Origin of the sequence: Streptomyces sp. NPDC001568 (genome assembly GCF_042893755.1) — a bacterium.
Lineage (GTDB): Bacteria > Actinomycetota > Actinomycetes > Streptomycetales > Streptomycetaceae > Streptomyces.
In genome coordinates, this window is sequence record NZ_JBIAVF010000016.1 from 24,467 (window position 1) to 49,123 (window position 24,657).

18 protein-coding genes and 1 pseudogene are annotated in these 24,657 nt (G+C 72.3%); 7 read left to right on the top strand and 12 right to left on the bottom strand.

From position 1 onward, the window contains the following. Nucleotides 1-43 precede the first annotated feature (43 nt). Nucleotides 44-1,018, top strand: coding sequence for an NAD(P)-dependent alcohol dehydrogenase (locus ACFY0I_RS27415; protein ID WP_388900842.1), 975 nt, complete (start codon nt 44-46; stop codon nt 1,016-1,018). Nucleotides 1,019-1,055: 37 nt separating this feature from the next. On the opposite strand, the gene ACFY0I_RS27420 is transcribed toward ACFY0I_RS27415, so the two are convergent. Continuing rightward, on the bottom strand, nt 1,056-1,631 hold the full coding sequence (locus ACFY0I_RS27420; RefSeq protein WP_388900844.1) for a TetR/AcrR family transcriptional regulator: 576 nt from the start codon (nt 1,629-1,631) through the stop codon (nt 1,056-1,058). A 102-nt stretch (nt 1,632-1,733) separates the two neighbouring features. Here ACFY0I_RS27420 and ACFY0I_RS27425 point away from each other — a divergent pair, with 102 nt between their 5' ends. Next, the gene (locus ACFY0I_RS27425; protein ID WP_388900846.1) at nt 1,734-3,275 is read left to right on the top strand and encodes an MFS transporter; all 1,542 of its coding nucleotides are present in this window, start codon (nt 1,734-1,736) and stop codon (nt 3,273-3,275) included. A 74-nt stretch (nt 3,276-3,349) separates the two neighbouring features. Here ACFY0I_RS27425 and serA read toward each other — a convergent pair whose 3' ends face one another. The 6 genes from serA to ACFY0I_RS27455 all read right to left on the bottom strand — a co-directional run bounded on the left by serA (nt 3,350) and on the right by ACFY0I_RS27455 (nt 13,099). Then, nucleotides 3,350-4,939 carry a phosphoglycerate dehydrogenase gene (gene serA, locus ACFY0I_RS27430; RefSeq protein WP_388900848.1) on the bottom strand — a complete coding sequence of 530 codons (1,590 nt, stop codon included), beginning with the start codon at nt 4,937-4,939 and terminating at the stop codon, nt 3,350-3,352. 273 nt (nt 4,940-5,212) lie between these two features. After that, complete coding sequence (ilvC, locus tag ACFY0I_RS27435; protein ID WP_281206934.1) at nt 5,213-6,214, bottom strand: ketol-acid reductoisomerase; 1,002 nt, start codon at nt 6,212-6,214, stop codon at nt 5,213-5,215. A gap of 102 nt (nt 6,215-6,316) precedes the next feature. After that, a complete protein-coding gene (ilvN, locus tag ACFY0I_RS27440; RefSeq protein ID WP_362880315.1) occupies nt 6,317-6,841 on the bottom strand; it encodes an acetolactate synthase small subunit in 525 nt (174 codons plus the stop codon). Nucleotides 6,842-6,873: 32 nt separating this feature from the next. Further along, on the bottom strand, nt 6,874-8,757 hold the full coding sequence (locus ACFY0I_RS27445) for an acetolactate synthase large subunit (protein WP_388900850.1): 1,884 nt from the start codon (nt 8,755-8,757) through the stop codon (nt 6,874-6,876). Nucleotides 8,758-8,984: 227 nt separating this feature from the next. Further along, nucleotides 8,985-11,876 carry a putative bifunctional diguanylate cyclase/phosphodiesterase gene (locus ACFY0I_RS27450; RefSeq protein ID WP_388900852.1) on the bottom strand — a complete coding sequence of 964 codons (2,892 nt, stop codon included), beginning with the start codon at nt 11,874-11,876 and terminating at the stop codon, nt 8,985-8,987. Between the two features lie 275 nt (nt 11,877-12,151). Beyond that, on the bottom strand, nt 12,152-13,099 hold the full coding sequence (locus tag ACFY0I_RS27455) for a 2-hydroxyacid dehydrogenase (RefSeq protein WP_388900854.1): 948 nt from the start codon (nt 13,097-13,099) through the stop codon (nt 12,152-12,154). A gap of 73 nt (nt 13,100-13,172) precedes the next feature. On the opposite strand from ACFY0I_RS27455, the gene ACFY0I_RS27460 reads away from it, so the two are divergent. The 3 genes from ACFY0I_RS27460 to ACFY0I_RS27470 all read left to right on the top strand — a co-directional run bounded on the left by ACFY0I_RS27460 (nt 13,173) and on the right by ACFY0I_RS27470 (nt 15,817). Then, nucleotides 13,173-14,180, top strand: coding sequence for an aldo/keto reductase (locus ACFY0I_RS27460; RefSeq protein ID WP_388900856.1), 1,008 nt, complete (start codon nt 13,173-13,175; stop codon nt 14,178-14,180). Nucleotides 14,181-14,422: 242 nt separating this feature from the next. After that, entirely contained in the window at nt 14,423-15,580 is a 1,158-nt protein-coding gene (locus ACFY0I_RS27465) for a PQQ-dependent sugar dehydrogenase (protein ID WP_388901111.1), read from the top strand. Between the two features lie 48 nt (nt 15,581-15,628). Then, a complete protein-coding gene (locus ACFY0I_RS27470; RefSeq protein WP_388900858.1) occupies nt 15,629-15,817 on the top strand; it encodes a DUF6191 domain-containing protein in 189 nt (62 codons plus the stop codon). A 34-nt stretch (nt 15,818-15,851) separates the two neighbouring features. Here the strand turns inward: ACFY0I_RS27470 and ACFY0I_RS27475 are convergent, their stop codons facing one another. From ACFY0I_RS27475 to ACFY0I_RS27495, 5 genes and pseudogenes are all read right to left on the bottom strand, one after another. Next, on the bottom strand, nt 15,852-18,935 hold the full coding sequence (locus tag ACFY0I_RS27475) for an AAA family ATPase (protein WP_388901113.1): 3,084 nt from the start codon (nt 18,933-18,935) through the stop codon (nt 15,852-15,854). An 80-nt stretch (nt 18,936-19,015) separates the two neighbouring features. Then, a complete protein-coding gene (locus tag ACFY0I_RS27480; protein ID WP_388900859.1) occupies nt 19,016-19,183 on the bottom strand; it encodes a hypothetical protein in 168 nt (55 codons plus the stop codon). Nucleotides 19,184-19,350: 167 nt separating this feature from the next. Continuing rightward, entirely contained in the window at nt 19,351-19,968 is a 618-nt protein-coding gene (locus ACFY0I_RS27485) for a hypothetical protein (RefSeq protein WP_388900861.1), read from the bottom strand. A gap of 191 nt (nt 19,969-20,159) precedes the next feature. Then, nucleotides 20,160-22,391, bottom strand: coding sequence for an MMPL family transporter (locus ACFY0I_RS27490; protein ID WP_388900863.1), 2,232 nt, complete (start codon nt 22,389-22,391; stop codon nt 20,160-20,162). Between the two features lie 210 nt (nt 22,392-22,601). Beyond that, nucleotides 22,602-23,052, bottom strand: a pseudogene (locus tag ACFY0I_RS27495) (signal peptidase I). A 151-nt stretch (nt 23,053-23,203) separates the two neighbouring features. Between ACFY0I_RS27495 and ACFY0I_RS27500 the strand changes: the two are divergent. Further along, complete coding sequence (locus ACFY0I_RS27500; RefSeq protein WP_388900864.1) at nt 23,204-24,019, top strand: GNAT family N-acetyltransferase; 816 nt, start codon at nt 23,204-23,206, stop codon at nt 24,017-24,019. Between the two features lie 51 nt (nt 24,020-24,070). After that, nucleotides 24,071-24,652, top strand: coding sequence for a DinB family protein (locus tag ACFY0I_RS27505; protein WP_388900866.1), 582 nt, complete (start codon nt 24,071-24,073; stop codon nt 24,650-24,652). Nucleotides 24,653-24,657 lie beyond the last annotated feature (5 nt).

The following is a 24,657-nucleotide window of genomic DNA, read 5'->3' on the forward strand; positions in this document are numbered from 1 at the left end:
GCCGAACCCTTTCCGCACCGGCCGCGTGCGGTGCGGAGGCGTGATGAAGGCGATCGTCCAGGACCGCTACGGCTCTCCCGACGTGCTGGAGCTCCGGGAGGTCGACCGACCCCCGGTCGCCGACCACGAAGTGCTGGTACGGGTCCACGCGGCCTCGGTCAACGCCCGCGACTGGCACCTGATGCGCGGGGACCCCTACGCGGCGCGCCTGGTGCTCGGGCTCGGCAGACCCAAGGTCGGGATCCGGGGTACGGACTTCGCGGGCCGGGTGGTGGCCGCGGGTCGGGACGTGACGCGGTGGAGCCCCGGCGACGAGGTGTTCGGGGAGGCCGAGGGGGCGTTCGCCGAGTACGTGGCCGCGTCGGAGGACGTGGTGGAGGCCAAGCCGGCCGGCACGGGCTTCGAGGAGGCGGCGGCGCTGCCGCTGGCGGGGAACACCGCCCTGATGGGGCTGCGCGACCAGGGGCGGCTCGAACCGGGTCAACGGGTCCTGATCAACGGGGCGTCGGGCGGTGTGGGGACGTTCGCCGTACAGATCGCGAAGGCGCTCGGCGCGGAGGTGACCGCCGTGTGCGGTGCGCACAACGCGGAGCTGGTCCGGTCGCTGGGCGCGGACCGTGTCGTCGACTACGCCCGGGAGGACTTCGCCCTGGGCGGGCCGCGCCACGACCTCGTCCTGGACCTGGTCGGCAACCGCTCGTTGGCCGACCTGCGGCGCGCGCTCGCCCCCGCCGGGACGCTCGTCCTGTCCGGCGGCGGCGTGTCCGGGGGCGGCAGCCTGTTCGGGCCGATGGGGCTGCTCCTCAAGGGGCGGGCGCTGTCCTCCTTCGCCCGCCACCGGTTGGCCGTGCTCACGGCCACGCCGGACGGGCAGAACCTGGCGGCGCTGCGGGCGCTCGTCGAGGAGGGCCTGATCACCCCCGTCATCGACCGGGCGTACCCGCTCGCCGAGGTGCCGGAGGCCATCCGGTACCTCGAGGTGGAGCACGCGCGCGCGAAGGTGGTCATCACCGTGTGACGCGGCACCCCGACGGCAACGGCCTCGAACTCCGCCCCTATTCGGCCGTGTTGAATCCCCGCGCCACCTGCCGCATGCCCTCGGTGAACTCCTCCGGGGTGGCGGCGCTCGCGGGGTCGAACAGCCACTGGACCATCAGGCCGTTGAGCAGCGCCTGGTAGACGGCCCCGACCGTGCGGACCTCGCCCTCGGTGATGTCCTCCTCCCGGACGCCCGTCATCATCGCGATCAGGCCCTTGCGACCCTCGCCCTGGGAGGCGGCGAGCAGCGTCCGCAGCTCCGGCATCCGGTCCCGGTTCAGGGCCACTTCGAGGCTGGCCGCCCAGATCGGCGCCGTCTCCTCGTGCCGGTCCAGGACCCCTTCGAACAGCGCCCGGAACCGGTCCGGGAAGGCGGAGTCGGCGCCGAGTCCGGTCTGGAAGCCCTCGCCCCACTCCTCCATCAGGGCGATGAACGCCTGCGTGAGCAAGGCGTCCTTGGAGCCGTAGTGGTAGCCGATCGACGCCAGGTTGGTCCCCGACGCGCTGACGATGTCGCGCGCCGTGGTGCGCACGAACCCCTTCTCGGCCAGGCACTTCTTGGCGCCTTCGAGCAGATCTTCACGATGTCCCATGCCGCCACGGTAGCAAGACAGGCGTCTCAGACAGAAGTTCCAGACGAGCGTTCCATACATCCGTCATAGACAGACGTTTATGACGGATGTACATTCCTCCTCATGACGAACCCCGCCACCACGGCGCGCCTCGCCGGCCGCCGCGAATGGACCGCCTTCGCCGTCCTCCTGCTGCCCCTGCTCCTGGTCGCGATGGACGTGTCCGTCCTCTACTTCGCCGTCCCGGCCATCACCCGCGAACTCGACCCGAGCGCCTCCCAGCAGCTCTGGATCTTCGACAGCTACGCCTTCGCCCTCTCCGGCCTGCTCATCACGATGGGCTCGCTGGGCGACCGGATCGGCCGCCGCAGGCTGCTCCTGATCGGCGCGACCGCCTTCGGCCTGGCCTCCGTCGCCGCCGCGTACGCCACCAGCGCCGAGATGCTCATCGCGGCCCGCGTGCTGCTGGGCATCGGCGGGGCGACCCTGATGCCGTCCACGCTGGCCCTCGTGCGCAACCTGTTCCAGGACGACACCCAGCGTGGCAAGGCCATCGCGATCTGGTCCGGCGCCATGACCGGCGGCATCGCCCTCGGCTCGGTGCTGAGCGGGGTGATGCTGAACCACTTCCACTGGGGTTCGGTCTTCCTGATCAACGTCCCCGCGATGCTGCTCCTGCTGGTCCTGGTCCCGGTGCTGGTACCGGAGTTCAAGGACCCGGCCCCCGGTCGCTTCGACCTGCTGAGCGTCCCGCTGTCGATGGCCGCCGTCCTGCCCGTGGTCTACGGACTCAAGGAAATCGCCGCCGAGGGCTTCACCCCCTTCCGCCTGGGCTGCCTCGCCGCCGGCGTGCTCTTCGGCCATCTCTTCGTTCGCCGACAGCGCTCCCGGGCCGACGCGATGATCGGCCGGGCCCTGTTCCGGCACCCCGGCTTCGGGGCGGGCATCGGCCTCAACGCGGTGGCGGCCTTCGCCATGATGGGCTCGGCCTACTTCACCACCCAGTACCTGCAGTCCGTCCTCGGCATGGGCACCCTGGAGGCGGCCCTGTGGAGCCTCGCCCCCTCGCTGTTCATCGGCGCGGCGGCCCCGGCCGGCGCGGCACTGGCCCACCGGATCGGCCGTAGCCGCGTCATCGCCGGCGGCTTCGTCCTCGCCGCGGCCGGATTCGCCCTGATGGCCCTCGCCGGCACCGACTCCCTGTGGCTGCTGCTCACCGCCGCCGGGGTCCTGGCCGCCGGGATCGTCACCGTGATGTCCCTGGTCTCCGACATGGCGCTGGCCGCCGCACCCGCCGAGAAGGCCGGTTCGGCCGCCTCCCTGCTGGAGACGGGACAGGAGTTCGGCGGCGCGCTCGGCATGGCCCTGCTGGGGAGCCTGGGCGCCGCGGTCTACCGCGGCGACCTGTCCGGTGCGGATCCGGCCGTACGGGAGACCCTGGGCGGCGCGGTCGCCACCGCCGACCGACTCGGGGGCGAAGCCGGCGACCATCTGCTGGACCTGGCCCGCGAGGCGTTCGTGCACGGCATGCAGTACGCGGCCTGGGGCGGCGCGGCCCTCCTGCTCGGCGCGGCGTTGCTGACGCCGGTCCTGCTGCGGGGCACTGCGCGGAGCGCTCCCGTCGACGCCGAACCGGCCGGGACTCCCCCGGTCCCGGCCCGCTGAGCCGCGCGGGACGGGGGGACGCGAAAGGGCCCGGGGTAGGCACCCCGGGCCCTTTCGCGTGCGGGTGGTTCCGCTCAGACCAGGTTGACCGTACGGGCCGAGGCCGCGCCGATCTCGGCCGAGATGGTCGCGAGGACGTCCACCGGGACCTCCGCGTCGACGGTGAGCACGACGAGCGCCTCGCCGCCCTCCTCGGCGCGGGCGACCTGCATGCCCGCGATGTTCAGACCGGCCTCGCCGAGCAGCTGCCCGACCTTGCCGACCACGCCGGGGCGATCGGTGTAGCGCAGCACGATCATGTGGTCGGCCAGCGCCAGGTCCACGTCGTACTCGCCGATGCCCACGATCTTCTGCAGGTGCTTCGGGCCCGCCAGGGTGCCGGAGACCGACACCTCCTGACCGTCCGACAGGGTGCCGCGCACGGTCACCACGTTGCGGTGGTCCGGGGACTCCGAGCTGGTGGTGAGGCGGACCTCGACACCGCGCTCCTGCGCGAACAGCGGGGCGTTGACGTAGGACACCGTCTCGTCGACGACGTCCTCGAACACGCCCTTGAGCGCGGACAGTTCCAGCACCTTGACGTCGTGCTGGGTGATCTCGCCGCAGACCTCGACATCGAGACGGACCGCGACCTCGCCCGCGAGGGCGGTGAAGATGCGGCCGAGCTTCTCGGCGAGCGGCAGGCCCGGACGGACGTCCTCCGCGATGACGCCGCCCTGGACGTTGACCGCGTCCGGGACGAGCTCACCGGCGAGCGCGAGGCGCACCGACTTCGCGACCGAGACACCGGCCTTCTCCTGGGCCTCGTCCGTGGACGCGCCGAGGTGCGGGGTGCAGACGACCTGGTCGAGCTCGAACAGCGGGGAGTCCGTGCAGGGCTCCTTCGCGTACACGTCCAGGCCGGCGCCGGCGACGCGTCCCTCCTTGATGGCCGCGTACAGGGCGGTTTCGTCCACGATCCCGCCGCGCGCGGCGTTGACGATGCGGACGGACGGCTTCACCTTGTGCAGGGCCTCGTCCCCGATGAGACCGAGGGTCTCGGGGGTCTTGGGCAGGTGCACCGTGATGAAGTCGGCGACCTCCAGCAGCTCGTCCAGCGCCAGCATCTTGACGCCCATCTGGGCGGCGCGCGCGGGCTGCACGTAGGGGTCGTAGGCGACGATCTTCATGCCGAAGGCCGACATGCGCTGGGCGACCAGGACACCGATGCGGCCGAGGCCGACGACACCGAGGACCTTCTCGCTGAGCTCGACACCCGTGTACTTGTTCCGCTTCCACTCGCCGTTCTTCAGGGCGGTGTTGGCCTGCGGAATGTGGCGGGCCGTGGCGACGAGCAGGCCGCAGGCCAGTTCGGCGGCGGTGACGATGTTCGAGGTCGGCGCGTTGACGACCATCACGCCGGCCTTGGTGGCGGCGGAGACGTCGACGTTGTCCAGGCCGACACCGGCGCGGGCGACGACCTTCAGCTTCTTGGCGGCCGCGATGGCCTCGGCGTCCACCTTGGTGGCGGATCGGACCAGGATCGCGTCGACGTCGACGATCGCGGGCAGCAGCTCGGCGCGGTCCGCGCCGTTGACGTGCCTGATCTCGAAGTCCGGACCGAGCGCGTCCACCGTGGCGGGCGACAGCTCTTCGGCGATGAGTACGACAGGTTTCGAGCTCACGTGGGTCCTCACAAGTCCAGTGCGGACGGCCGTCCCGACGGCCGCAGGCGTGGAGGGGGTAGCCGCGTGGAAGACGCACGACACTGTGGGCCTGACGCGTTGTGTTGAGCAGTGTAGTAGCGGATCCACAGCGGAATTCCGCCTGTACGGAAGGATCACCCGTCCGAGATTGGCCGGGGTGGACAATCCGTGCAGTACGAGGGTTGATTTCCGGCCGCGCCGGAGATGCGCGGCGGGGCCGGGACGTGCGTCCCGACCCCGCCGCGCACGCGATCAGCTCTCGTCGTTGTCGACCCAGCTCATCAGCTTGCGCAGCTTCTTGCCGGTGGTCTCCAGCAGGTGGGCCTCGTCGGCCTTCTTGTACTCGTTGTACTTGGGCAGGCCCGCCTTGTACTCGGCCATCCAGGTGTTGGCGAACTCGCCGCTCTGGATCTCCGCGAGGACCTTCTTCATCTCGGCCTTGGTCGCGTCGGTGATGACGCGCGGGCCGGTGATGTAGTCGCCCCACTCGGCGGTCTCGGAGACCGACCAGCGCATCTTCTCCAGGCCGCCCTCGTACATGAGGTCCACGATGAGCTTCAGCTCGTGCAGGCACTCGAAGTACGCGATCTCCGGCTGGTAGCCGGCCTCGGTCAGGGTCTCGAAACCGGCCTTGACCAGGGCGGAGGCGCCACCGCAGAGGACGGCCTGCTCACCGAACAGGTCGGTCTCGGTCTCCTCGGTGAAGGTGGTCTTGATGACGCCGGCGCGGGTGCCGCCGATGCCGGCCGCGTACGACAGCGCGAGCGCGAAGGCGGAACCGGTGAAGTCCTGCTCGACGGCGGCGATGCAGGGCACGCCGCGGCCTTCCTCGTACTGGCGGCGGACGAGGTGGCCCGGGCCCTTCGGGGCGACCAGGGCGACGTCGACGTTGGCCGGGGGCTTGATGAAGCCGTAGCGGACGTTGAAGCCGTGGCCGAAGAAGAGCGCGTCGCCCTCTTCGAGGTGCTCCTTGATGGACTCCTCGTAGATCTCGGCCTGGAGCGGGTCCGGGGTCAGGATCATGATGACGTTCGCCCATGCGGCCGCCTCGGCCACCGGGACGACCTTCAGGCCCTGCTCCTCGGCCTTGGCCTTGGACTTCGAGCCCTCCTTGAGGCCGACGACGACGTCGACGCCGGAGTCACGGAGCGACAGCGCGTGGGCGTGGCCCTGGCTGCCGTATCCGATGACAGCGACCTTGCGGCCCTGGATGATGGACAGGTCGGCGTCGTTCTCGTAGAACAGCTCGGCCACTGGGATATCTCCTTGGTGCGCTGATGTTGCACCCACCGTACGGCGGGGAACGGAATCTGAGGTTCTTGGTCTCGCGATGCGAGCGGGAGCGTGTCCGGCCCGTCAGGCGCTGCGGTCGAGCGAGCGCAGGCTGCGGTCCGTGATGGACCGGCCGCCGCGCCCTATGGCGATCGTGCCGGACTGGACCAGTTCCTTGATGCCGAAGGGCTCCAGCATCTTGAGCATCGCGCCGAGCTTGTCGGTGCCGCCCGTGGCCTCGATGGTGACGGCGTCCGGGGAGACGTCGACGGTCTTGGCGCGGAACAGCTGGACGATCTCGACGATCTGCGAGCGGGTCTCGTTGTCGGCGCGGACCTTCACCAGAACGAGTTCGCGCTCGATGGCGTTGTGCGCCTCCAGCTCGACGATCTTGAGCACGTTGACCAGCTTGTTCAGCTGCTTGGTCACCTGCTCCAGCGGGAGGTCCTCGACGTTCACGACGATGGTGATGCGCGAGATGTCGGGGTGCTCGGTGACGCCGACCGCGAGGGAGTCGATGTTGAACCCGCGGCGGGAGAACAGCGCGGCGATCCGGGCGAGGATGCCGGGCGTGTTCTCGACCAGGACGGAGAGCGTGTGCTTGGACATGTGAGTCGTTCTCTCTCTTCGGCTCTCTCGGCTCAGTCGTCTTCGTTGTCGCCGAAGTCGGGGCGGACGCCCCGGGCTGCCAGGACCTCGTCGTTGGAGGTGCCGGCGGCGACCATCGGCCACACCATGGCGTCCTCGTGGACGATGAAGTCGACGACGACGGGACGGTCGTTGATCGCGTTGGCCTCGGCGATGACCTTGTCCAGGTCCGCCGGGTCCTCGCAGCGCAGCGCGACGCAGCCCATGGCCTCGGACAGCTTGACGAAGTCCGGGACGCGGGTGCCCTTGCGGGGGGCGTTGGACTCGCCGAGCTGGGAGCCCACGTCGTGGCCGGTCGCGTCGCCGTGGAGCACGGTGTTGGAGTAGCGCTGGTTGTAGAACAGCGTCTGCCACTGGCGGACCATGCCCAGGGCGCCGTTGTTGATGATGGCGACCTTGATCGGGATGTTGTTCAGCGCGCAGGTGGCCAGTTCCTGATTGGTCATCTGGAAGCAGCCGTCACCGTCGATCGCCCAGACCGCGCGGTCCGGCATGCCGACCTTGGCGCCCATCGCGGCCGGGACCGCGTAGCCCATCGTTCCGGCGCCGCCGGAGTTCAGCCAGGTGCGGGGCTCCTCGTACTTCACGAAGTGCGAGGCCCACATCTGGTGCTGGCCGACGCCCGCCGTGAAGATCGTGCCCTGCGGGGCGAGCTCGCCGATCCGCTCGATGACGTGCTGCGGGGAGAGCGAGCCGTCCTCGGGCTGGTCGTAGCCGAGCGGGTAGGTCTCGCGCCAGCGGCTGAGGTCCTTCCACCAAGCGCTGTAGTCACCCGCGTTGCCGTCGGTGTGCTCGGCCTGGACCGCCTGGATCAGGTCGGCGATGACCTCGCGCGCGTCGCCCACGATCGGGACGTCGACCTCGCGGTTCTTGCCGATCTCGGCCGGGTCGATGTCCGCGTGGATGACCTTGGCGAAGGGGGCGAAGCTGTCCAGCTTGCCGGTGACGCGGTCGTCGAAGCGGGTGCCGAGCGCGATCAGCAGGTCCGACTTCTGCAGCGCGGTGACGCCGGTGACCGAACCGTGCATGCCGGGCATGCCGACGTGCAGGGGGTGGCTGTCGGGGAAGGAGCCCAGGGCCATCAGGGTGGTCGCGACCGGGACGCCGGTCAGCTCGGCGAGGACCTTCAGCTCGGCCGTGGCGCCGGACTTCATGATGCCGCCGCCGACGTACAGGACGGGACGCTTGGCCTGACAGATGAGCTTGGCGGCCTCGCGGATCTGCTTGGCGTGCGGCTTGGTGACCGGCCGGTAGCCGGGCAGGTCCTGCGTGGGCGGCCAGGAGAAGGTGGTCTTCGCCTGGAGGGCGTCCTTGGCGATGTCGACCAGGACCGGGCCCGGACGGCCGCTGGCGGCGATGTGGAAGGCCTCGGCGATGGTCTTCGCGATGTCCTCGGCCTTGGTCACCAGGAAGTTGTGCTTGGTGATCGGCATCGTGATGCCGACGATGTCCGCCTCCTGGAAGGCGTCCGTGCCGATCGCCTTGGAGGAGACCTGGCCGGTGATGGCGACGAGCGGGACGGAGTCCATGTGCGCGTCGGCGATCGGGGTGACCAGGTTGGTGGCGCCCGGGCCGGACGTCGCCATGCAGACGCCGACCTTGCCGGTGGCCTGCGCGTAGCCGGTGGCGGCGTGGCCGGCCCCCTGCTCGTGGCGGACGAGGATGTGACGGACCTTCTTGCTGTCCATCATCGGGTCGTACGCGGGGAGGATGCAGCCACCCGGAATCCCGAACACGGTGTCGCACCCCACCTCTTCGAGAGAGCGGATGAGGGACTGCGCACCCGTGACGTGCTCAACTGCGGTGGGCTGGTGCCCACCCGTACGGGGCCGCGGCTGCGGATGGTGGGCCCCGGTGGCCTGCTCGGTCATCGGCATTCTCTTCTCGAAGCTGAGGGTTTTACGAGGAGCGGGGATCCCCCGGGTCAGAACCGGGGGCGTGTGCCAGTGCAACAAAAAACCCCTCGTGCCGGGTGGCAAGCGAGGGGAGCGCGTCGGGAGTGTTGAGCGGGGACATGTGGGTCCCAGCTTCAGCCGACGCGCTTTCCAAGTACGAGAATTCGGGTGCGCATGGCATTGACCCTCCCTCCGGCGGGAGGTGGATGTCAAGCGGGTGGGACGGGCGTCTCATTATTTGAGCCTCTACGGACGATCATCGAACCGCCGGACGAGCCTCCGGCCAAGGCCGGCTGGGCCGTACCGCCCGGTACTGGGAACGTACCGCGCACGAGCGCGCGCCGCAGCCTGTATTCGTCGAGCGGTCCGGAGAAGGCCGTTCCCCGGCCGTGGGTGCACCCCATCGCGCGCAGCGCCATGACCTGTTCCGGCAGGTCCACGCCGTCGGCCACGGACTGCATTCCCAGGTCGTTTGCGATCCGCAACAATCCTGCGGTGATCTTGTGGAGTCGGGCCGACTCCACCACGCCCTCCACCAGGCCTCGGTCCAGTTTCAGCAGGTCCACGGGCAGCCGCCTGAGGGCGCTGATGGCCGCGTAACCGCTGCCGAACCCGTCGAGGGCGATGCGTACGCCCAGCCGGTGCAGGGCCGTCAGGCGGCGCTCCAGCTCGTCGAAGGGCACTCTGGGGTCGGAGGCGGCCAGTTCGACGACGAGCGCGCCGGAGGGCAGCCCGTGGCGCGTCAGCAACGCCTCCACGGAGCCGCGGGGCATGGAGCGGTCCAACAGCCGCTGGGCGGTCATCCGCACGGCCACTGGTACGGCGTGCCCGGCGCGGTGGCGCTCGGCGGCCTGCTCCACGGCCTCCTCCAGCAGCCAGCGGCCCAGTTCGGCGCTGCGGGCGGCGTCCTGCCCGGGGGCGGCGGCCTCGCTGTGTTCGGCCACCCGGAGGAACTCCGCCGGGGTGAACAGGATCCCCTGCGCGGAACGCCAGCGGGCCTGCGCGGCCACGGCCGTGACCTCCCCCGTGGCCAGCGAGACCACGGGTTGGTGCAGAAGGGTGAATTCCCCGTCGTGGAGCGCGGTGCGCAACCGGCCGGCCAGCTCCGCCTTGCGGACCACCTCGGCCTGCATCTGCGGGGCGTACAGCTCGACCCGGTCCTTGCCGCCGGCCTTGGCCCGGTACATCGCGAGGTCCGCGTTGCGCATCAGGTCCGAAGGGGTGATGCCCGGGTCCGCGAAGGCGACGCCGATGCTGGCGGCGACGCGGACCTCGCTCCCGGCGATCCGGTAGGGCTGGGCGAGGGTGGTGCGCAGCCGGTCGGCGATCTCGTGGACCTGGTACTCGCGGGCGCCGCGGTCGCGACTGCCGTCGCCGAGGATCAGGGCGGCGAACTCGTCTCCGCCGAGTCGGGCCGCGGTGTCCCCGGCCCGGACCGCGGCCCGGAGCCGGTGCGCGGCCTCGACCAGCAGTTCGTCGCCGGCCTGGTGGCCGATGGTGTCGTTGACGGCCTTGAAGCCGTCGAGGTCGATGAAGAGCACGGCGGTGCTGTGGTCCCCCGACCGGCGGCCGGTGAGGGCCTGGCGGACCCGACGCGTGAACAGGGCGCGGTTGGGCAGGTCGGTCAGCGGGTCGTGCTCGGCGCTGTGCTGGAGCTGGGCCTGGAGGCGGACCCGCTCGGTGACGTCCCGGCTGTTGAGGATGAGTCCGCCCTGATGCCGGTTGACGGTGGACTCCACGTTGAGCCACTCGCCACTGCCCGATCTGAACCGGCACTCGATGCGGGTGGTGGGTTCCTCGGCCGGCTGGGCCGCGAGGAAGCGGCGCACCTCGTGGACCACCTGACCGAGGTCGTCGGGATGGATCAGGGCGGCGAGCTCGCTGCCGATCAGTTCCTCCGCCTCGCGGCCGTAGACCCCGGCGGCGGCGGGGCTGACGTAGCGCAGGGTGCCGGTGGGCGCGGCGATCATGATGACGTCGCTGGAGCCCTGGACCAGGGAGCGGAAGTGGTTCTCCTTCTGGGCCAGTTCCTGGGTCAGCGCGATGTTGTCGAGGAGCATGATGCCCTGGCGGATGACGAGGGCCAGGACGACGGTGCAGCCGGTGAAGACGACCATGCGGTCGACCTTCCGGCCGTCCACGACGTTGTAGAGGATCCCGAGGGTGCAGACCGCCGCGGCGAGGTACGGCGTGAGGGCGGGCAGCGAGCCCGTGATGGGCCGGCTGTGCGGCCGCTCGACGCCGGGGGGCGCGGCCCGGCCGGACGGGTCGGCCCGGCGGGCGGGGTCGGCCCGGCGGGCGCCCCAGGGCGCGTAGGCGAGCAGGAGGGAGCCGGCGAACCAGCCGGCGTCGAGGATCTCGCCGGAGCGGTAGGTCGTGTTCAGCAGCGGCGAGGTGAACAGGGCGTCGCTGAGGACGGTCAGGGCGAGGGCCGCGATGGCCGTGTTGACCGCGGAACGGTTGTTCGCCGAGCGGCGGAAGTGCAGCACCAGGACCATCGACACGAGGGCGATGTCCAGGAGCGGGTACGCGAGTGAGAGCGCGGCGCGCGGGACGCTGCCGGGTGCTCCCGACTGGGCGGTGCGGGCGGCGTTGGCCAGGGCCAGGCTCCAGGACAGGGTCAGGAGCGAACCGCCGATGAGCCAGGAGTCCAGCCCGAGGCAGACCCAGCCGGCTCGGGTGACCGGGCGTTTGGCGAGGACGAGCAGGCCCACGATGGCGGGCGGGGCGAAGCAGAGGAAGGCGAAATCGGCGAGGGAGGGTTCGGGCACCTCCTGGCCGAGGATGACCTCGTACCAGCCCCAGACCGCGTTGCCGAGGGCGCCCATGAGCGAGGAGAAGGCGAACATCAGCCAGGCGGGGCGTTCGCGGCGGTCGATCGTCCGCGCGTAGTGGTAGCAGGAGACCGCCGCGAGTAAGCCGGCCGTGCTGAGCCCGAAGTCGCCCATGATCTTGGCGACTTCCTTGGACCCCCAACCCAGGGCGGCTCCGACGGCGTATCCGCCGCTGACCACCGCGAGGAGGAGCTGCGCCGCCAGTCCCCGACCGCCGTCGGCCGCGGCGGGGGGCCGGGTCAGGAGCGCCGCCCCCGGGGTGCTCACCGGTCCACCTCGCCGGCTTGTTTCGGCGCGCCCCATCGTCGCCTCCGGCGGCTGTGCCGCGTCGGATCCTTCGTCCATTGGCCGTGCATCGCCCGTCGCCCCCCAAATGGTCCGATCACTCCCCAGCGCCATACGAACGCGCCGCAGCCCCTTCTTCCGGACGATACACCACTTTCGTCACTCAGCGACATAGCTTCTCTACTCTCCGTCACCATCAGGGGAGTTGTGGCCACTGCCTGCGCGCGGGCGGTCGCGGAGCGTGCGCGCGGGGCGCCTCAGTCGGTGACGAGCACCGTGTTCTCCACCGGCTCCCCGGCGGCGAACCGGGCGAGCTGACGGGCCACCAGCCGCTTCGCCCGGGGCTCGAACGCCGAGCTGCTGCCGCCGACATGAGGGGTGATCAGGACGTTCGGCGCGTGCCAGAGCGGGTGGCCGGCGGGCAGCGGTTCCGGATCGGTGACGTCGAGTGCGGCCCGCAGCCGGCCCGATCCGACTTCCGTGAGCAGGGAGTTGGTGTCGACGACGGGGCCGCGGGAGACGTTGACGAGCAGGGCGCCGTCCTTCATGCGGGCGAGGAACTCGGCCCCGGCCAGGCCCCGGGTGTCCTCGGTCAGTGGCGTGCAGAGGATCACCACGTCGGCGTCCGGGAGGAGTCGGGGCAGGTCGGCGAGGGCGTGCACCGGGCCGTGGGGGGCGCTGCGCGCCGAGCGGGCGACGCGGGCGATCCGACCGCATTCGAAGGGGGCCAGGCGGTCCTCGACGGCCGCGCCGATCGATCCGTAGCCGATGATCAGGACCGACTTGTCGGCGAGGGACTCGTAGAAGCCGTCGCGCCACTCCTCGCGGTCCTGACCGCGGACCATGCGGGGGATGCCGCGCAGGGAGGCGAGGGTCAGGGTCAGGGCGAGTTCGGCGGTGCTGGCCTCGTGGACGCCGCGGGCGTTGCACAGACGTACGCCGGGGCCGAGGTCGGCGAGCCCGCCGAGCACGTGGTCGATGCCGGCGGTGAGGGTCTGGACGACCTTCAGGTCGGGCATCGCCGCCAGCGGTCGCAGGGTCACCTCGGGGGACTTCATGTAGGGCGTGACGTAGAAGACGCAGGCGGCGGGGTCCGCGGGGAACTCGTCCTCGCCGTCCCACCGGCGGTAGCGGAAGGAATCGGGCAGGCCGTCGATCTCCCCGGCGGGAAAGGGGAGCCAGACGTCGGCGGTCGGTGCAGTCATGATCACGAGGCTATGCCAAGGGATCCGGATCAAGCCGTTAGTTTGAGGGCCGGACCGGGAGGGGGACGCGGGAGTGGAGCGCAGGTCGATCGGGTCGGGACCGCTGACGGTGGGTGCCATCGGGCTCGGCTGCATGCCGATGAGCTGGGCCTACGCGCCGTCGCTCCGCCGGGGCGAGGAGTCGCTGCGGACCGTGCACACGGCGCTGGACCTGGGGGCGAACCTGCTGGACACGGCCGATCTGTACGGGCCGTTCACCAACGAACTGGTGGTCGGGCGGGTCCTGCGGGAGCGGCGGGCCGACGCCTTCGTGTCGGCGAAGGTGGGGCTGCGGGCGGGCGAGCAGCACGTGGTGGCGGACGGGCGGCCCGGCTACGTGCGGCGGGCCTGCGACGCCTCGTTGCGGCGGCTGCGGACCGACGTCATCGACCTGTACCAGCTGCACCGGGTGGACCCGGACGTTCCGGTGGAGGAGACCTGGGGCGCCATGGCGGAGCTGGTGGGCGCGGGCAAGGTGCGGGCGCTCGGGTACTGCGCGCTGGGCGCGGGGGCCGGGCCGGGCGCGGGGAGGCGCGGTGACCGGGAGTACGGGACGACGCTGCGGCGGCTGGAGCGGGTCCAGCAGGTGTTCCCCGTGACGGCGGTGCAGGCGGAGCTGTCGGTGTGGTCCCCGGAAGCGGCGTGGCAGCTGCTGCCGTGGTGCGCTGCTCGGGGGGTCGGCGTACTGGCGGCGATGCCGCTGGGAAGCGGGTTCCTGACCGGGACGCTGACGCCGGGGCAGGGTTTCGAGGACGCGGACGTGCGGGCCCGGCACCCGCGGTTCACGGCGCACGCGATGGCCTCGAACCAGGTGCTGGTGGCGGGTCTGCGACGGGTGGCGCTGCGGCACGGGCCGCAGGTCACGGCGGCGCAGGTGGCGCTGGCCTGGGTGTTGGCGCAGGGGCCGCACGTGATACCGGTGCCGGGGGCCGAGCGGGCCCGGTGGGCGGCGGAGAACGCCGGGGCGGCGGAGGTGCGGCTGACGGGCGCCGAGCTGTCCGAGATAGCGGCACTGCCGTCGGCGGTGGGAGCCTGGGACTGAGCGGTCCCGGGCAAGTGCACTCGATCGGGTGTACGAGTGGTGGAACTTCGGGAGTTGCCCGGGCTGTTGGAACAGAAGGAGAAGGCAGGCGGTCGACGGAGGGGAGCAGGGCGATGTGGGACGACGGACGGATCGGCGGCGTCGGCGGGGCGCGCGCGGTCGGCGGGGTCGGGGGCCCGAGTGGTCCGCGAGGGCCGCGGCCGGGGGCGTACGGGTCCGCCGGCGCGGGCCGACGCGCTCGGCTGACGGCGCTCGCGCTGGCCGGGTGCGGGGCCCTGCTGGTGGCGGGCTGCTCCGGATCGGGCGGTGCCCAGGCGGGCCCGGCCGGCTCTCCCCCGGGGTCGCCCCCGGCCGGGTCGGCATCCCCGGGGTCCTCGGCCTCCGCGAAGGCCCCCGCGGCGCCGGCGAAGGGCTCGGTGGCGGTGACGGGCGAGCTCGCCAAGGGGCTGGAGTCGCCGTGGGGCGTGGCGGCGCTGCCCGGCGGGGACCTGCTGGTCGCCTCCCGGGACAAGGGCACGATCAGCCGGGTCCGGGCCGACACGGGCGCGGTGACGCCGATCGGCGAGGTCCCCGGAGTGGCGCCGGGCGGCGAGGGGGGCCTGCTGGGCCTGGCGGTGTCCCCGACGTTCGCGACGGACCGGCTGGTGTACGCGTACTTCACCACGGAGTCCGACAATCGGATCGCCCGGATGCGGTACGAGGAACAGAGAGCACCCGGTCAGCAACTGGGCGCGCCCGACACGGTGTTCCGGGGCATCCCCAAGGGGGTCATCCACAACGGGGGCCGGATCGCCTTCGGGCCGGACAAGATGCTCTACGCCGGCACGGGCGAGACCGGTGAGACGGGGCTGGCCCAGGACAAGAAGTCCCTCGGCGGGAAGATCCTGCGGATGACGCCGGACGGCGAGCCGGTGCACGGCAATCCCGAGGCGGACTCGGTCGTCTATTCGTACGGGCACCGCAACGTGCAGGGCCTGGCCTGGGACAAGGACAAACGGCTTTGGGCCGCCGAGTTCGGGCAGAACACCTGGGACGAGCTGAATCTGATCGAGCCGGGAGGCAATTACGGCTGGCCGGAGGCCGAGGGGAAGGCGTCGAAGCCCGGCTTCCGGGATCCTGTGGCCGTGTGGAGAACGAACGAGGCCTCGCCGAGCGGTATCGCCTGGGCGCAGGGCTCGATCTGGATGGCCGGGTTGAAGGGTCAGCGGCTGTGGCGGATCCCGCTGGACGGGGCCGTACCGGTCGCGGAGCCGGAGGCCTTCCTGGAGGGGAAGTACGGGCGGCTGCGCACGGTGGTCCCGCTCGGTGGGGACGGCCTGCTGCTGGTCACGAGCGAGACGGACGGACGGGGCTCTCCGGAGACCGGCGACGACAGGATCCTGACCCTGAAGGTGCGGTGACCGAACGAGGCCCCTACGGGGTGGAAGGCACGGTGCACGATGTTCAACATGATCGACGAACTGTTCAGTCCCGGCAGCAAGCACACGGACGAGGAGCGCAAGCGCCTGGAGCTGTCCCGGACCGACGTGAACGACGGCGACCCGGGACGGGGCCCGATAGACCTGGATTCGGGACGGGTGCTCATACGCCCGGCCGAGGGCCCCGATGCCGACGCGCCCCCGGGGGCCGGTAGCTGACCGGTTCCGCCGAGGGCGACGGGGCGGCTTCGGCCTAGGGTCGGCCGGCGGGCATCCCGGTGGGAGTCGGCGCGGGCGGGGTCGGTGGCGCGACGGGGGTGAAGAGGCGCAGGCGGTGGGCGAGGGCGGCCGCCTCGCCGCGGCCGGCGACACCCAGCTTGGCCAGGATGTTCGACACGTGCACGCTGGCCGTCTTCGGGGAGATGAAGAGCTCCTCGGCGATCCGGCGGTTGGTGCTGCCGCCCGCGACCAGTCGCAGCACCTCCCGTTCGCGGCCGGTCAGGCCGAGGGCCTCGACCGGGTCGGTGTCCGCGACGGGCGGGGCCTGGTCGGCGTCGGCCTCGACGTCCAGCGGGATCCGGGCCCGCTGGGCGAGCAGGGCCAGGTCCTCGCGCAGCCGGCGGGAGCCGAGCCGGTCGGCGGTGGCGTGGGCGTCGCGCAGCAGGGCCACGGCCGCGGTCCGGTCGCCGCCCGCGGTCAGCAGCGCCTCGGCGAGCCGGTAGCGGGCGCGGGCCAGCAGGTAGGGCCGCTCCAGGGTGCGGACCGCGGCTTCGACGGCCGTCCAGTCTGCGACGGTGTCGGCGGCCTCGGCGCGCAGCAACTCGGCGCGCACGTACTCGGCGTGGGCGGTCCACACCGGGGCCGGGGTGGCCAGGGTGCGGGCGGCGGTGCGCAGCAGGCCGAGGGCGGCGCTCCGGCCGGGTTCGGCGGCGGGCAGGCCGCGCGAGTCGGCCTCGGCGGTGGCGCCGGCGAGGAGCAGGGGCCAGGCGTAGCGGTGCTGGCCGAGCCGGAAGCCGATGCTGACGGCATGCTCGATCTCGGTGCGCACGTCGGCGATCCGGCCTTCGCCGGCGGCCACGCCGACGGCGAGCCGGTAGAGCGGGACCCGGTGCTGGGGCTGGGTGTCGTGGGTGCCGAAGTGGGCGTGCGCGGCAGCCAATTGCTGGGCGGCCTCGGCGAGTTCACCGCGGGCCAGGGCCAGGTAGGCGAGGCGGGCCGCGGCGGATCCGCGCGGGGCCGCGCTCTGGCCGACGCTCAGGGTGCGCCGGGCGGCGTCGGCGGCCTCGTCCCAGCGGCCGAGGCTGTACAGGCTCTCCGCCATGTTGCCGCAGACCCAGGCCTCGGTGTCCATGAGCCGTGATTTCCTGACCAGTTGGGCGCCCTGCTCGGCCAGCTCCACGGCTTCGCGGGAGCGACCCAGGCTTTCGAGCTGGGAGGTCAGGTTGATGTGGGCCCGTCCCACGATCGGGGTGAGGCCGAGCTCGCCGGCCCGGTCCTTGACGGCATGCATCTCGGCGAGTCCGGCGCTGCCGTCACCGGAGTCGGTGAGGAGGCAGCCGAGGGTGATGCGGGCGTTGAGTTCGGTGTCCTCGGCGCCGACCATGCGCGCGTACTCGACGGCGCGTTCGGCGGCGGCGAGGTTGCCGGGTCCGGGCTTGTGGAGCATGCCCCAGCCGGCGGCGAGGACGAGGACGTCGGCGTGCACCTGGGACGGGGGCAGCCCCTTGACCAGTTCCTGGGCCCTGGCGATCTCCTCCCAGCCGTCGCTGCGGCCGAGTCCGGCGACGAGTCGGGAGCGTTCGGCCCAGAACCAGGCGGCGCGCAGCGGGTCGTCGCCGTCCTCGGCGAGGGTGCGCAGGGCCAACTTGGTTATCTTCAGCGCGCGTTCGCGCTCGCCCCCGAAGCGGGCGGCGACGGTGGCCTCGGCCAGCAGGTCGAGGCGCTGGAGCGGGGTGGTCTCCGGGTCGCAGCCGCAGGGCGGGTACACGTCGGTGTAGTCGGCGGGGCGCAGGGCCTCACGGACCTCGTGCGGGGTGCTGTCCCACAGGTCCATGGCCCGTTCCAGCAGGCTCAGCTGCTCGGAGTAGGCGTGCCGCCGCCGGGCTGCCACCGAGGCGGCGAGGACGGCGGGCAGGGACTTGGCGGGGTCGTTGGCGGCGTACCAGTAGTTGGCGAGCCGGATGACGCGTTCCTCGGCGCGGACCAGCGTCCGGTCGTCCTCCATGGCTTCGGCGTAGCGCCGGTTGACGCGGGCGCGTTCGCCGGGGAGGAGGTCGTCGCTGACGGCCTCGCGGACCAGGGAGTGGCGGAAGCGGTAGCCGTCACCGTCGGTGGTGGCGAGCAGGATGTTGGCGCCGACGGCGGCCCGCAGCGCCTCGATGAGTTCGTCCTCGCCGAGCCGGGCCACGGCCCGCAGCAGCGGGTACTCGACGGTGGAGCCGCCCTCGGCGACGATGCGCACCACGCGCTGGGCGGCGTCCGGGAGCACTTCGACCCGGACGAGGAGCAGGTCGCGCAGCGATTCGGTGAGACCGGTGCGGCAGCCGCTCTGCCGGGAGGCGACGAGTTCCTCGACGAAGAAGGCGTTGCCGTCGGAACGGTCGAAGACGGAGTCGACGAAGGTCTCGTCGGGCTGCGAGGCGAGGATGCCGACGAGCTGGCGGCGCACCTCGGCGCGGTTGAACCGGGGCAGTTCGATGCGCTGGACGGCGCGGAGCCGGTCCAGTTCGGCGAGGAGCGGGCGCAGCGGGTGGCGGCGGTGGATGTCGTCGGCCCGGTAGGTCGCGACGACGACGAGCCGGCCGCTGCCGAGGGTGCGGAAGAGGTAGGCGAGCAGGTGCCGGGTGGAGGTGTCCGCCCAGTGCAGGTCCTCCAGGACGAGCACGAGGGTGCGGTCGGTGGCGAGGCGCTCCAGCATCCGGGCCGTCAGCTCGAAGAGCCGGGCGGTGCTCTCCTCGTCGTGGGGACCGCGGGGGGTCTCGCCGAGTTCGGGGAGGATCCGGGCGAGTTCGTCCTCCTGGCCGGCGGCCGCGACGGCGAGTTCGTCGGGGAGTTGGCGGCGCAGGGCGCGCAGGGCCGTCGAGAAAGGGGCGAAGGGAAGCCCCTCCGCCCCGATCTCCACACAGCTCCCGACGGCGACGACAGCGCCGCGTCGGGCGGCCTCACCGAGGAACTCCTCGGTGAGCCTGGTCTTGCCGACCCCGGCCTCTCCCCCGATGAGCAGGGCCTGCGGCTCTTGTTCCGCGGCCCTCGTCAGGGCGTCCACGAGTACGGCCAGTTCGTCGGCTCGGCCGACGAACACCGGGCTGACAGATCTGGTCTCCACGCCGCCGAGCATCGCACAGAGCTGCGGCTCGGCGGCACCGGATATCGCTGCGCTTCTCATCACGTATCAGTTCACGTGGCGTGCGACGCGGGTCACGCGGCGCGGGTGAAGAGGCTGCGGACGGCTCTCACCGGCCCTTCGGGTTCCTGGCTGCGGGAAGAGGCGCGGCGCGCCTTCTTGGCCTGCTGGGCCATGCGGTACTCGTCGGCCTCGCGGATGAGGTCGGCGCGGCGGGCGGTGGCCATCTCGTACTCGAACATCTCGTACTCCCTGGTGGTGTTTCTCGGGCACCTCGTTCGGTGTGATCCAAGATTCGCTTCCCAGGGGGTGCCGCCGCATCGGGCGCATGCCGCATCTGTACGGGGTGGGGGTCCTTAGGCCGTGGGCCCGGGCGCTCCAGAACGGGTGGAGCGCCCTAAGGGGGTGCCTACTCGGCGGCCGTCGGCATGGGAACGAGGACGTCGAAGTACATGAGGCCGAAGAGCAGGACGCCGAGGAGTCCCAGGGCGACGGCGGCCCAGGACACGGAGCGGATCCACACGGGCAGGACGCGGCCGGGGGCGCCGAAGGCGGGGCGGGCCAGGACGAAGACGGCGATGAGCAGGGCGAGGGTGGACAGGACACCGTTGACCAGGGCGGTCATGTGCCAGGGGTCGCCGTAGAGGGCGGCGATCTTCTCCTTGGCGGTGGTCGCGTTGGCCGACTCGATCTGGCCGATCAGCGTCTGGCGTTCGGCGATCACGCGGGAGACCCAGCTGCCGCTGAGGGCGACCAGCCCGAGACCGGCGGCGACGATCGCGGAGGCCGCGGCGCCGACGCCGGCGTGCTCCTGCGGGGCGACGGCCTCGTCATCGTCGTCGTACGCGGAATCCTCGGGGTAGTCGGAGGCGTCGTCGGACGCGTCCGCCTCGGCGGGGGTTCCGGCGGCCGGGGCGGCTGCGGCGGTGGTGTCGGCGGGGGCGGCGGGGGTCCCGGCCTCCGTGTCCGCGACGGCGTCCGCGGCCGCCTCGGGGGCGGTCGGGGCGGGGGTCTTCTTGATGTCCATGCCGCGCACGGTAGGCGGCCTTTCTGAGAGGTTTCTGAGAGGCCGGGACGGCGTCCCCCCACGAGGTCCGCAGGTCCCGGGCTCGGAGCCCCCGGCGGGGTGGCCCGGAGGGGGCCCCGGCCCCCGCGTGACCGGCCGGCGGGACGGGACGCCGGCGGAACAGCGGCGGAACGGCGGCGGGACGGCGGCGGTCAGCGGGACGGGACGGCCGGCTCCGCGCGGTCCGCGTCCGGCCGCTGGGCGGGCAGGCCGGCGCGGCTGCGGCGGTCCGGCGCTTCGATGCTGATGCGGGGCAGCCTGCGGTCGAGCCAGGCGGGCAGCCACCAGTTGGCCCCGCCGAGCATGTGCATGAGGGCCGGTACGAGCAGGGTGCGCAGGACGAAGGCGTCGAGGGCGACGGCCGCCGCGAGGGCGATGCCGAACATCGCGATGATCCGGTCGCCGCTCAGGACGAACGCCAGGAACACGGCGATCATGATGACGGCCGCCGAGTTGATGACCCGGCTGGTCTCCGCCAGGCCGACGCGGACGGCCCTCTTGTTGTCGCCGGTTTCGAGCCACTCCTCGTACATCCGGCTGACGAGGAAGACCTGGTAGTCCATGGAGAGCCCGAAGAGCACCGACACCATGATCACCGGCAGGAAGGGTTCGATGGGCCCGGCGCTGCCGAGGCCCAGCAGTTCGCTCCCCCAGCCCCATTGGAAGACCACGACGACGACGCCGAAGGAGGAGGCGACGGCCGCGACGTTCATGGCGGCGGCCTTGAGCGGGATGCCCACGGACCGGAAGGCCAACAGCAGGAGCACGCAGCCGAGGGCGATCACGACGGCGACGAACAGCGGCAGCTTCCCGACGATCACCTCGGCGAAGTCGTCGTAGCCGGCCGTCACTCCGCCGACGTGGGTCTGCGCCGAGCTGCCGTGGGAGGCGCGCGGGATGACGTCCTGGCGGAGGGTGTCGACGAGTTCGCTGGTGGCCCGGGCCTGCGGGGCGAAGTCCGGTACGACGGTCAGGACCGCGGTGTCCCCGCTGCGGTTGAGGACCGCCGGGCCCACGGAGGCGACGCCGTGGGTGTCGCGCACCGCCTCGGCGATCCGGTCGACGGCGATCCGGTCGCCGGGGCCGTCGAGGCGGGTGACGACGGTGAGGGGGCCGTTGGTGCCGGGTCCGAAGCCCTCGGCGAGCAGGTCGTAGGCCTTGCGGGTGGTGGAGCCCGCCGGGTTGTTGCCCTGGTCGGAGGTGCCGAGGTGGAGCCAGAAGGTGGGCAGGGCCAGCGCCACCATGACGGCGGTGGCGACGGCCCCGAGCAGTTTGGGGTGTCGCTCGACGAAGGCCGACCAGCGGGCGGCGAAGCCGCTGGGCTGCTCGGGCCGGGGCCCCTCGGCGGCGAGCCTGCGCCGCTCGCGGCCGGAGAGGGCGCGCGTGCCGATGCAGGAGAGGAGCGCGGGGAGCAGCGTCACGGACGCGGCCACGGTGAGGACGACGGTGAGGGAGGCGGCTATCGCCACGCCGTTGAGGAAGTTCAGCCGCAGCACCAGCATGCCGAGGAGCGCGATGCACACGGTGGCGCCGGCGAAGACGACGGCCCGGCCGGTGGTGGCCACCGCGTTCTCGCCCGCCTCGTCGACGGTCAGTCCGCGGGTCAGGCCCTTGCGGTGCCGGGTGACGATGAACAGGGCGTAGTCGATGCCGACGCCGAGGCCGACGAGGGTGCCGAGCATGGGCGCGAAGTCGGCGACGGGCATGGCGTGCCCGAGGAGGGTGATGCCGAAGTAGGCGCTGCCGACGCTGACGAGGGCGGTGGCGATGGGCAGCAGGCTCGCGGCGAGGGAGCCGAAGGCGAGGAAGAGGACGACGGCGGCGATGACCACGCCGATGACCTCGGCGAGGTGGGCCCCGGGTGCCTCGGTCAGGCCGATGGCCCGGCCTCCGAGTTCGACCTGGAGGCCGTCGGCCCGCGTGGTGTCGTTGCGCGCGGCGTCGACGACGGCCCGGGCCTGCTCCTTGGGTACGGCGTCGGCCGGCCGGTCGAAGGTGACGACGGCGTAGGCGGTGCGGCCGTCGGGGCTGATCTGCGCGGCACTGCCCGGGCCGGGACCGTAGGGACTCGCGACGGATCCGACGCCGGGGAGGGCGGCCACCTTCTCCAGGGCGCGGGTCATGCGGTGTTCGACGTCCGCGGTGCGTGCCGTCCGGTGCTCCGGGGTCCGCCACACGATGGTGTCGGTGTCACCACCTTGGCCCCGGAAGCCTTCGCGGAGCAGGGCGTGGGCCTTGGCGGACTCGGTGCCGGGGACCTCGTAGTCGGTGGAGAACGCGCTCCCGGCAAGGCCGGCGGCCACGGCGGTCCCTCCGAGGGTCAGCAGCCAGATCAGGACGGTGACCAAGCGGTGCCGCATGCACCACCGTGCGATTGCTGCCAACGGACGTGCTCCCTGGTGGTTCGGATCTTCACCGGGAGTCGGCCCGACGCAAAGAACGCTTGAACGCGTGCGGACGGCCGCCGCGCACGGGGGGTCGCCCCGTCACGGCCGGGAGGGTCTGCACCTCGGGGCCACGATCTCAGCGTTTCGTGATCGTTGGCCCGTTTCGTGTGCATCGTCACAGGCCTGCGGGGAAGTACGGGACCTTGGTCAGTCGTTGACGGGGCCGACCGGAACGTCGGCCGCGCCGGCGGTCGGTGGAGCGAGCGGAACAGCGGACGGGACAGCGGACGGAGCGTCCGCGCGGTAGCCCGCCACCGACGGCCACCGGACGGTGAGGACGACGCTGTCCTCCTCCGCGTACCAGGAGTGGTCGACGCCGCCCCCACACGACGTAGTCCCCCTGGTCGGCGAGGACCACGGTGCGGCCGGGGAACTCCAGTCGGAACCGGCCGCTGATCAGCACCTGGAGGGCGGTGCGCCGCTCGCCGGTCACCCAGCGCCCGCGCTCCTCGCCCTTGGGGTGGACGCCCCACTTGATCTCCACGTCCTCGCTGTGGCGGGGGTCGCCGGGCGGCTTGAAGTGCCCGAGGAGCCAGCCGCGGTCGGCGGCGGCGTCGGGGCCGGCCTTACCGGTGTGGACGACGAGGTCCGCGTGCACGGCGCCCGCGTCCACCGCCACGGCGTCCGCGTCCGCGGCGTCCTCGCTCACGGCGTCTTCGCTCACGGCGTCCTCGTTCACGGGGGAAGTGTTCACGCACGCGAGATTAATGCAGTTGCCGGGGCGTACCGGCGGCTGGTCGGCTGGCCCGATGAACAAGGCGATGGACGACGAAGAGCTGTTGGCGGTACGCGCCCTCCACGACGCGCAGATGCGCCGGGACGCGGTGCCCGACGTGGCGGCGGCGCGGGTGGAGCGGGTCGGTCCGGTCGTCCGGCAGACCGTGCCGGGCCCGGGCTGGAACGGGGTGCTGTGGTCGGACCTCGACGAGGGGACGGCCGACGCGGCCATCGCGGAGCAGGTGGCGTTCTTCGCGGCGCGGGACGACCTCGGCGCGGGGACGGAGTTCGAGTGGAAGCTGTACTCCCACGACCGGCCGGCCGACCTCGGGGACCGGCTGCGCGCGGCGGGCTTCGTGCCGGAGCCGGCGGAGACGGTGTTGGTGGCCCGCACGACCGATGTCGCCGTGCTGCCGGTGGAACCGCCGGAGGGGATCACCCTGCGGGTGGTGCGGGACGGCGCCGGGGTGGACCTGATGATGGAGGCCCACCACCGGGCCTTCGGCAGCGAGCGGCCGGCGATCCGGGAGACGTTGCTGCGGCTGCTGCGCGACGAGCCGGAAACGATCGAGGCCGTGGTGGCGATGGCCGGGGACGTGCCGGTGAGCGCGGCCCGGATGGAGATGCGGCCGGGGTCCTCCTTCGCGGGGCTGTGGGGCGGCGGTACCGACCCGCACTGGCGCGGCCGGGGCATCTACCGGCTGCTGGTGGCCCACCGCGCCCGCGTGGCGGCGCAGCGGGGCATTGCGTACCTTCAGGTGGACGCGTCGCAGGACAGCCGGCCGATCCTGCAGCGCCTCGGTTTCGGGGTGTTGGGGGTCACCGTCCCGTACGTGTGGCAGGGCTGACGCGGCCCGGAGCCCTTTCCCGCAGGGTGAGGGAGAGGGCAGGATCGCCCCATGAACAGCCGTACGAACACCGAAGGCACACTCCCCGGCGCCACGGACCCGGCTCCGGGCGCCCCCGTCGTCCGGGACGTCGAGCGCACCGGCCCGCCCCTCACCGCCGGGGAACGCGAGACCCTGCGGGCGTACCTCGACTTCCACCGGGCCACCCTCGCCATGAAGTGCGAGGGCCTCGGGGACGAGGACCTGCGCCGCCCGGCCTCGCCGCCGTCCACGCTGTCCCTGCTGGGGCTGGTCCGGCACATGGCCGAGGTCGAGCGGCAATGGTTCCGCCGCACCCTGGGCGGTGACGCGGACGTGGCGCACGTGTGGTCCGACCGGCACGACTTCCAGGCCGCCTACGACACGACCGGCGCCACGATGGCGGAGGCCTTCGCCGCCTGGCGGGCCGAGGTGGAGCACGCCCGGTCGGTCGAGGCGTCGTTGGAGTCCCTCGACGTGACGGCCCACGTCACGAAGTGGGAGGCGGACGTCTCGGCCCGCGTGGTGATGCTGCACATGATCCACGAGTACGCCCGCCACAACGGCCACGCGGATTTCCTGCGCGAGGCCGTGGACGGCACGGTCGGGGCCTGAGTCCT

What these genes read in the sequence shown, in the direction of transcription:
- ACFY0I_RS27470 (WP_388900858.1), top strand. Translation starts at nt 15,629, where the DNA reads ATGATCGACGAACTGTTCAGTCCCGGCAGCAAGCACACGGACGAGGAG.
- ACFY0I_RS27415 (WP_388900842.1), top strand. Translation starts at nt 44, where the DNA reads ATGAAGGCGATCGTCCAGGACCGCTACGGCTCTCCCGACGTGCTGGAG.
- ACFY0I_RS27455 (WP_388900854.1), bottom strand. Translation starts at nt 13,099, where the DNA reads ATGACTGCACCGACCGCCGACGTCTGGCTCCCCTTTCCCGCCGGGGAG.
- ACFY0I_RS27420 (WP_388900844.1), bottom strand. Translation starts at nt 1,631, where the DNA reads ATGGGACATCGTGAAGATCTGCTCGAAGGCGCCAAGAAGTGCCTGGCC.
- ACFY0I_RS27485 (WP_388900861.1), bottom strand. Translation starts at nt 19,968, where the DNA reads ATGGACATCAAGAAGACCCCCGCCCCGACCGCCCCCGAGGCGGCCGCG.
- ACFY0I_RS27425 (WP_388900846.1), top strand. Translation starts at nt 1,734, where the DNA reads ATGACGAACCCCGCCACCACGGCGCGCCTCGCCGGCCGCCGCGAATGG.
- ACFY0I_RS27505 (WP_388900866.1), top strand. Translation starts at nt 24,071, where the DNA reads ATGAACAGCCGTACGAACACCGAAGGCACACTCCCCGGCGCCACGGAC.
- ACFY0I_RS27500 (WP_388900864.1), top strand. Translation starts at nt 23,204, where the DNA reads ATGAACAAGGCGATGGACGACGAAGAGCTGTTGGCGGTACGCGCCCTC.
- ilvN (WP_362880315.1), bottom strand. Translation starts at nt 6,841, where the DNA reads ATGTCCAAGCACACGCTCTCCGTCCTGGTCGAGAACACGCCCGGCATC.
- ACFY0I_RS27445 (WP_388900850.1), bottom strand. Translation starts at nt 8,757, where the DNA reads ATGCCGATGACCGAGCAGGCCACCGGGGCCCACCATCCGCAGCCGCGG.
- ACFY0I_RS27475 (WP_388901113.1), bottom strand. Translation starts at nt 18,935, where the DNA reads ATGCTCGGCGGCGTGGAGACCAGATCTGTCAGCCCGGTGTTCGTCGGC.
- ACFY0I_RS27480 (WP_388900859.1), bottom strand. Translation starts at nt 19,183, where the DNA reads ATGTTCGAGTACGAGATGGCCACCGCCCGCCGCGCCGACCTCATCCGC.